Source organism: Mangrovibacterium marinum, from assembly GCF_003046625.1.
GTDB lineage: Bacteria > Bacteroidota > Bacteroidia > Bacteroidales > Prolixibacteraceae > Mangrovibacterium > Mangrovibacterium marinum.
Window position 1 is genome coordinate 1 of record NZ_QAAD01000042.1, and the last position, 9,058, is coordinate 9,058.

Genomic DNA, 9,058 nt, shown 5'->3' on the forward strand with positions numbered 1-9,058 from the left:
CAGATCCTGGAGCTGCGCTTTGGAGAGCGCTCGGTGCTGAAGTGTAAGGATTGTGGCGGCGAACTACTGCTGCTGGAAACTTATCCCGGAAAGCGTGCACCGCCTGTAAATCCATTGGCCGGAATGGGCCAATGACGGTGTTTTGTGGATCTTTTCGAAATACGCCCCGGAGCGTAAATGGGAAAGCTATGTCCGGTCGCCAAAACCGCCTGCCCAGAGGAGCCCCTTGCTGCCGAAAACAGGGTCAAAGCAGAAGCTATTTGGCCGGCATAGTCGGTTTTGCAGCCAAAACCGGGCTTGAAAGGCCAACAATACCACCCCAAACGCCTTCCGAAAGGGAAACAAAAAACCGATTGAAAACACTATCCGAAAATAGTTAATTAACAGTCGGTTAAGCCAGGGGCAGTGTTTAGTTCAACAAAGCCTCCAATACCAAGCGTATGCAAGCAACGCTTGATTAGAGGCTAAGTGTTGTGTTTTCGTGCTTTATTCTTCTGTCAGCCCGTGCGATTGGGTTGGCAAGCTCTTTGGCTGGTTTTGGTTGTGGGTCGGCTTTTTGAGCGACCTGCCAATGTGCTTGACTACAAAGGGTTGGCATCAAATACATCTCTCAATTTTATTTTCAATTCTTCTTTCTGTTTCTTAAACAATTCCGATAGTTCAATATTTCTAAAATCGGATTCAGTATCAAATAGTTCATAATTTATTATTGGTAATTGATGAGACGAAATATTAATCTCTTTATCTGTTGCCAGTTTATCTATTATCTGCATTCCTGACATTCCATTCTGTCTTGTTTTTAACATGTTAGGATAAAGTAAAACAATATCCTGAATATTAAAACGAATTGCATAAGCTACCATTTGATACAAATCATTTTGCGAAACACCATTTTTTGGGTCATTCTTGTCGGAATATGCAATTTTATATTTTGTGTCCGCTATAAATCTTTTTGTTACCGTTGAAATACACAAATCAGGTTTTAATCCGAATATCTTTCCTTCATCCAAATGAGTAGAACTTACTTGTGACTTGACATTTATCTCTTTCAACTCTCTATTTATAAAACCAAACACGAAATCTTCAAATAGATATTCCATCGGTAATAGAAAAGCAAAAAGCTTCAAATCATTTTTATAATCAATAGAAATACTGTTGCTTAGAAAAAGAGTACAATAATCTCTAATGGTTTCAAACTCCTTATACATTGGATTAAAAACTATACTTGAACACTCAATAGCAGAAGCCTTTTCGTCACTAACATCATCAAGTATAAAGAGAATTTCTCTTAGATATTTTCTGTTCTCAAAATTTGAACTGACATTGAAGAGTAGCTGTGTAACGTACTTAACAATCCTGTTAAATTTATTGTCCATTACAAATGAATCATAAGTACAGCTAACTTTATGCCAATGAGCTTTTGAAAGGTTTTCAGTAATATAAGCCGAAGTATTTAAACGTCCTTTAATATTGTGAACCTCTCTTTCTACTTCTTCATACTGTTGAAATATAGAGTTTGAAAGTAACTCTCTTGTATATTTTGCAAAGAGGTAAATTAAGATTTCAAAAAAATCGTTCTTTAAACTACCCAAGGAAGATTTAAAATTTGGGAATTTTAGTTTCCGACAATAACTCAAATACCACAATATGTGCTGTTGGATTGCATTTATTTCTTTAGTGTCATATATTTTTTCTGAATCATAGAATATTTTTGGAAGCAGATTTACTTTTTGACCTTCAAAATGAATTACTCCTACATATTTATTTGATTTAATCTCTTTAGTCTTATGAATAAATTGAACAAATCGCTGAACTTCAACTTTTTCTGAATCATCTATTTCATAAAAGTTGTTTCGCTCTCTTTTATTCCATATTTCATCCAAGAAATTTTCAAGCCCTGAGTAATTGCCCTTGAATGATACTTTATTCTGATATTCAAAAAGATTTATCATAAAGTCTATTTACCTATTATTTGTAAAGGCCATCCATTTTCTTTAACAACAAGACCTGCATGAGACAAAATGTTTTTTACTTCATTTTCGTCATTTAAAAAGTACTCAAGCAATAAAGGAATTACCTTATTGTTAATGCAATCAACTAAATCAAAATCATCTGTCATAAAATAGGCGTGACCAATTTGAAAATCATAACCTTTCAACTCGACAATTCTTTCATTAATTAGTTGAAGTGTTTCTTTCTCCTCAAATTCTAATTCATAGTCTGGGTACATTGGTACAAATTCAAAACGACGACGCAAAGCAATATCCAGTAAAGCAATTGATTTGTCTGCTGTATTCATTGTTCCTACAATATGAAGGTTTGAAGGAACAATAAATTGCTCGCCTGACGGTAAAGTACATGAAAGTGGAATTTTACCATGTGAACGTTTATCTCCTTCAATCAAAGTGATAAGCTCACCAAAAACCCTTGAAATATTGGCTCTATTAATCTCATCGATTATTATTACATAGTTTGGCACATCGTTATGAGAAACTTCTCTTAAAATATTCAGGTCAAAAGTAGCAAGAAGCTTCTTTTTTGATTCGTAGCCAACCTCTTCAAAAACTTCTTCTTTTTCTTCGTCAGTGGTCTTCTCGTATTTATTGTAGAATGAAATGAATTCTTTTAAAGCAACCCAATATACTGTTGTATTACAACCACCAATTGCATCCCTAATGTCAGTATGAACGTTCTTAATTTGTTTAATATCAGGAAATACCTCAAAAAGCTTTAGAAGTCTATTACCTGAAACTAAATATGTTCTACTGCTATTAGCATGCTTAAACTCAACATTGTCATTTTTTGTAAAAGATGTAATTGAAATTGTAGAACCTGTTGCAGACTTAAAATCTTTTGATTCTAAATTCTTCAAATGCTCAATGAAATCTAAATATACTTCGTTCTCATCCTTTTTCTCGTGGCTTTCCTTTTTTTCTGCCTTTAGCTTTTTTGACCTTTTGTAGTATTCAAAAAGTGCCTCCGTTGCAATTCTTGTAAATACTCCATCTTTTTTATCAAAACTGAGCTGTTTGTTTTCTACATCGGGTCTTAAGCCTTGAATAAAGTCCTCATAACTATAGCTTTGATGAAATGTTATAAATTCAATTCTACCACCAAGATTATCATTGAAAATTTGTAATGCTTCGTTATAATCAGTTATTTCTCTTTCTGGAGTAATTATTTGTGCCGATTTCAAAACAGTATTATATGTTTTTCCAGTTCCTGGAGGGCCGTATAATATTTGGTTTAGTGGAAAATTCATTTGTTCAAGATTTTCAATTTTAACAGTATTGTCAGGGTTTTCATTCCAAATAGCATCGATATGGTTTCTTTTCTTCACTTCTTTTATTGTAGCCCAATAACCTCCCGAAAAATCTACTTCAAATGGATTAAAATCATCTTCCCATTCAACATCTAATGTTCGACCATCATCATAATTTTTAATCACGATACCTCGTGCTTTGATAGCCATAACAGATTTTGTTTTTTCTCTCGTAAAAGCAGCTTTTATAGCAATATGGCTACCAACAGGAACTTTCTTAACATCATTAGTGAATTTATCCTCATATCCATTCTCCCAAATACTCTCATTTAAAAATCTATCTGTCTGGTCTGGCGGATTTGACCCATCCCAGTATGCCCCAACAAGATAATATTTCTCTTTTTCTGTGTATTCGCAAAACAAAGTATCATAAAGACTTCGCATTGAAATTTCGCTATTCGTAAATTCAGCTGATGGATTTAGCTTTTTGCTTTTTAATAGCTTAATTACATTGTCCTTTCTTACAGCACCTTTTCCTCCAAACTTTAAATTATCTCTAAAACTTTGAATAACGCTATTTTCAAAAAAGTCCGCTTCGTACAATTTTAGTTCACCGTTGTCATAGTATAGTTGAATATTGATGGAAGACTCATTTATTTCTGATTCATTTTCATGAACGACTATTTTCCGATAAATAGAATTGTCTTTGTATGTTTCAGAATTTTTGATGTAATCTACAGTTACGTCTTTCAGTGTTTCTAACTTGAAAAATGCGCGATTCCTTGCAGAACGTGATGTTAGTACAATTAATGCAGGAGTTAGCTTCAAAAATTCAAGAGCTGTAAACTTATTTAAGTTGATATTCAGGTTTTTATTTAGAATGTCAAAATTCAAACATTCCTTTCCATCTTTCTCGCCCCATTCCCTTGCTTTCCATAATTGAATTCTGTCACCACCAATTATATAAGCATAATTTCCTATTGCGATGTCTCCGAACCATGTAGAACCTTTTGCCGATAGGTAGTAACCTTCTTCTATTTGTTTAACATCAACTTTTTTTGAAATCTTTCCGAAAAATATATTCATTTTAAATCCTTTTATCTATTCGTATCAAACCCGTGTGTCGGCAAAAATTTGGCTCTTTTGCAAGCTGAAGCATCGGCTTGTGTGTCGGAGCTTGCAAATGTGCCAAATGTGCGTTGGCTTTTATTGTACGGGTCTCTCTTTGCATGAAACACAACGGATGGCGGTATGGTTAGTAAGGGATTGCGGGCTTTTTACCTGTCAAGTTACAGCAAAATTTGGAGCGGGTTACTGCACCTGAAAAACCACTATAACCCTTATTAACTATACCGCGTGTTGTAAGCTGGTGTTCATTATTCAAAGTCAATCCGTTACAAGTTTTTACAAAACTAATATTTTATCTTAATCAATCTGCACCGACCTTGATACGGAGCACGAATTTATTTTGTTTTTTGTGGGTGGACAAATCCCAAACCGCCCTTAAAGGCGGTAACAGGGCTGGCATTTGTTAGCTCTTTGGTAAGTTTTGGTTTGAGCCTAGCTCGTGCGACTTGCCAATGTGCTAACAAATAGGGTAGGTACTTCACTCAATATTAATATTCAACAACCTGTTCAGTCCATGTCGGGCCTTTAATATAGAACCTGCCATTTTCATAATATACAGGCTCGTAGCCCATTTGAGGAGTTTTTCCCCAATCCTGAAGTTCAGAGCAATAGGGATAAGGGCGTTTTTCATATCCCATATAATGACAGGAACTCCAGATATTACCGTCGGGACCTATGAACAAAGCATTATGGCCAGTTTCACAATAAGGGTCTTCTGTATCCTGAAATTTCAAATGGTCATATCCTCCCTCAATGGCTAGTTCAGGTCGATATCCCTTCTTTCTTGTGCCGAAAATTGGTTCATCTGATACCAGTTCCCATGGCCCCAATGGATTTTTTGATTTTAATAGCCCTACTTCATATCCGCGTGTCCAAGTTGAAAAGAACATAAAATACGTACCATCTCTTTTTATTACAAACGGGCCTTCGATGCCGCCAATCATCCATTCCGGCCAGCCAGGTTGTTTCTTATCCAGAAATTTTTCTGCAGGAGTAGTGAGTTTTCCTGTGGTTAAATCAATTTTAGCCTGAAACAATCCATTGCCACTACAGTAAAAATACACCTGACCGTCCTCGTCTTCAAAAAGGGTTGCATCGTTGTTGTATTGTGGGGTAAGTGGACCATTTACCAATACGTATGGCCCAGTTACCTCATCTGACGAAAACAGCCATACGCTGTGTGTACTCATTCCTTTTGGGTCTTCTTTGGTAACTTTCCCACTGTTTACGGTAAGCCAGTATTTTCCTTGAATATAATGAATTTCAGGAGCCCAAAATCTGCCGTTATATGGACAATCTTCAGGCAATTTACTGGCATCAATAAGCCATGAATGTTGTTTCCAGTGAATAAGGTCGTCGGAAACCAACAGCCGGACTCCCGGATTCGGGCCAGTCCATACCGGGTTTGACGTACCGGTACAATACCATTTGTTCTCAACTTTTATGATACAATGGTCACGCATAGAAAGCGCTGTATCCCTTGTGATGGGATTTGTATATCTGAACTCGTGCGTTTTACCGCCTGCAATTTTTTCAACTCCGGGTTGCTGTGCCAAACTGGTCATTGATATTCCCAAAAGACCAATAAACAAAAGTGTTTTCACTTTTTTCATTTCTATTATTTTTTAAATAATTTATTACTATCTGTTATAAGGGCTTTCCTGCATTTTTAAATAAGTAGGTTCGTAACCTCCATTATCAACTACCACCTTATATATTACTACGCCCGGTTCCAAAGGGCGAATGGTTAAATTATACACCCCAACTTTGTTTTCAGGGATTGAAAGAAAAGTTGATGTTTCTATCATCCTGGCCGCACCCGTAGGATACATTTTATTGTATTTGTTTTCCCAATTCAGGTCGTGGTTAATATTCCAAATCTTTTCTTTGCCTCCCTTAAATGATGCAGCAACGTTATGCCCTCCCTTTTTAAAAGGCAATGTACTGTCAAAGAAAATCCACACCTTGATACTGTCCGATTGGGGGCTCATGTTCATTTTATAACTTATAGCTGCATTTTTGGTTTTTTCCGTGTAAGGCAATAAAGCCATTCCCGAAAGGGTTCTTCCCAAGTCTGGAATCACCGTCCATTTTGTATTATCAGTATCATTGGCCTCAAAGAAATGTTCAGCCTCCATCACCACCACTTCGTTTTTCTCATTAAATACATACCCGCCTTGTTTTGCTTCATTAGGCGAAATACGGGTAACTTTTGGCATAATATTACCTTCCTTCGGCTCATCCCACGAGGTATATCCTATATGGGTCTGGTCCATAATATGGTTCCATTTACCACCGGAAACATTCTGATTATAATCCTTGGTAAATTCAGCATCCAATGCAAAACATTTTTCTACCCGGTCAGCCCAGTAATTGGCTTTAATGTCTTTTTCAGAAGCTAATTTCTTGTTCATAGCCAATGAATAATACATATCGTAAAGATTGGCCATAGCCCGCACTGGATGAAGCACCAATTGCATATAGGTATCCCTATATTTTTCAGGTAGTTTGTAATACTGGCGCATAGCCCTCGCTTCGAGCGCCATGTAGGCATCTTTTACCTGGAGAAACTCGCCATTTTGAAGGTTGTATGTTCTATCATCGAGCATCTCCGCTGAGATCCGGCTTGCATATTTACAATATAGACTAAGAATTTCTGCTGCTTCCTCTGCTTCTTTTTCGCCAAACTTATCTTTACAAAAGCTTATGGCATAATCGTGCAAATTATCCTGATTGTAAGTGGTAGGATTCCATGCCATGTGAAGAAAGAAATCCATAGGATATTCGTTTGGTTTTAAATCGCCCACATTTAATATCCAAACTTTATCGACACCATAGCTGTAAGTTAATTGCAGTTGTTCCCACATGTGAGGTATTTGGGTCATATTCAACCATTGATAGGCTCTTGGTGCTCCATGCAAATCCACGTGATAATAAATTCCATATCCACCTGGATGTGGCTTGTCTCCCAGTTCCGGTAGCCGACGAACGTTACCCCAGTTATCATCACAAAAAAGAACGGTCATATCTTCAGGTATTTTAATGCCCTGGTCATAATATTCCAATACCTCGCTGTACAATGCCCAAATCTGAGGTGTTTCTTTGGCAGGTGAGCCTGTTACTTTTTCAATGATATCCCGTTGGTCGGCAAATATTTTTTCCAACAACCTGAAATTCTCTTCTGCACTGCCGGCATCTGTCATTGGAAGGTCTCCATCACCACGCATGGCCATTGTGATTACCTGTTCGTAGTTTTTATTGCGTTCCAGGCCATCTTCCCAGAATTTTTTCAATCCTTCTTCATTTGTCCTGTAATTCCATTCGCCATTTCCATACTCTGCCCGATGATTTCCCCATTCTTTCTGTGAACGCATCATGGGCTCGTGATGTGAGGTCCCCATAACAATGCCATATTCGTCAGCAAGGCGTGGATTCTCAGGGTCGTCCTCATTAAATGCATTTCCCCACATGGCTGGCCAAAGGTAGTTTGCCCTTAAACGTAGCAGTAGTTCGAACATATGGGTGTACATTTTGCTGTTTACACCACCAAATTTCTCGTTCGTCCATCCTGTGAAACAGGGTGCTTCATCATTGATAAAAATACCACGGTATTTTACTTTTGGTTCGCCTGAAGCATAACGACCCGACTTGATATAAGCCGATGTGCGTTTTTTTACAGGAACATCAGCCCACCAATACCACGGCGATACGCCCAATTGCCTAGCTAATTCATATATCCCGTATATTGTTCCCCGCTTATCGCTCCCAACTATTACAAGGCTATTCTTGGTTTTTTTATTCGGATTCGGGATGGTGGTAATAACAAAACTTTCCCATTTTCCTTCAAGGTCTTTTACATCCAGTTTTTTTGAAGAAACCAGTTTATCAATTTGCCTGTTTTTACCCAGCGTACCAATGATAATTTCATATTCAGAAGCTTTGTTTTCCGCAACAAGCAATGGTCTTTTACCTGTAACACTGTCAATGTCGTTTTGTAAATCGTGTATGGCACGAATTACGCCCGGATAATCAGTAGCATCATAACTTATTACAGAAGTTTCCCCATCCGCTGATACCACAGGAAAGTCATTATTTGTTAAAGGCTTTTCAATAACAAAATCCAGTTCGAATGGATTATTGGTTTGGGCATTTGAAGCCCCTGAAATAAAAATTCCAAGTAAAATTATTTGAAATAATTTTTTGTTTCCACTTATCAATTTTCTACAACATTGCATATTGATGGATGTTTTAACTTTCCTATGAATCATATTATTTAAATTTTATTACAACAAAGCTTTTAAAAACCAAAGATAAAATTTTAAAACCAAAGGGTGCGTAAGCAAAATTGCACTCTTTGGCGAAGCTTCGGTTCTAGCATGGGCTCGTGGGGCTTTGCCAATGTGTGCAAGGTGCTGTGGGGTTTCTTTCTTTGCGCGGGGGAGGGAGAAAAAACAAAATAAATTCCCCTCAAACTGCACCGCCCTATCAACAGAGTACAAATCCAGTCCGTCCGTTTTTGTAATTATTTCAATCAAGTTTCAATGTGTCGTGTCGGTTCTTCACACTTGCTTACAACGGTTGGTACATGTTGTCGGGGCGGATTTCGGAGAGCGTTCCTGTCCGAAGGACACGGAACTGCGAAGCGAGAATCCGCAGTTGGCGTACCAC

Annotated in this window: 4 protein-coding genes; all 4 read right to left on the reverse strand. The window is 37.4% G+C overall.

Translation table 11 applies throughout. The features are described 5' to 3' along the window. Positions 1-581: 581 nt before the first annotated feature. The 4 genes from C8N47_RS18385 to C8N47_RS18400 all read right to left on the reverse strand — a co-directional run bounded on the left by C8N47_RS18385 (position 582) and on the right by C8N47_RS18400 (position 8,658). Positions 582-1,952, reverse strand: a complete 1,371-nt coding sequence (locus C8N47_RS18385) for an McrC family protein (protein ID WP_107824042.1) — start codon at positions 1,950-1,952, stop codon at positions 582-584. 5 nt (positions 1,953-1,957) lie between these two features. Next, on the reverse strand, positions 1,958-4,348 hold the full coding sequence (locus tag C8N47_RS18390) for an McrB family protein (protein WP_107824043.1): 2,391 nt from the start codon (positions 4,346-4,348) through the stop codon (positions 1,958-1,960). A 530-nt stretch (positions 4,349-4,878) separates the two neighbouring features. Then, complete coding sequence (locus C8N47_RS18395; RefSeq protein WP_107824044.1) at positions 4,879-6,003, reverse strand: glycoside hydrolase family 43 protein; 1,125 nt, start codon at positions 6,001-6,003, stop codon at positions 4,879-4,881. 27 nt (positions 6,004-6,030) lie between these two features. Then, a complete protein-coding gene (locus tag C8N47_RS18400) occupies positions 6,031-8,658 on the reverse strand; it encodes a glycosyl hydrolase 115 family protein (protein ID WP_107824045.1) in 2,628 nt (875 codons plus the stop codon). Between the last annotated feature and the right edge of the window lie 400 nt (positions 8,659-9,058).

Excerpts from the sequence above, each read along its gene's own strand:
- C8N47_RS18385 (WP_107824042.1), bottom strand. The coding sequence starts at position 1,952 with ATGATAAATCTTTTTGAATATCAGAATAAAGTATCATTCAAGGGCAAT.
- C8N47_RS18390 (WP_107824043.1), bottom strand. The coding sequence starts at position 4,348 with ATGAATATATTTTTCGGAAAGATTTCAAAAAAAGTTGATGTTAAACAA.
- C8N47_RS18395 (WP_107824044.1), bottom strand. The coding sequence starts at position 6,003 with ATGAAAAAAGTGAAAACACTTTTGTTTATTGGTCTTTTGGGAATATCA.
- C8N47_RS18400 (WP_107824045.1), bottom strand. The coding sequence starts at position 8,658 with ATGATTCATAGGAAAGTTAAAACATCCATCAATATGCAATGTTGTAGA.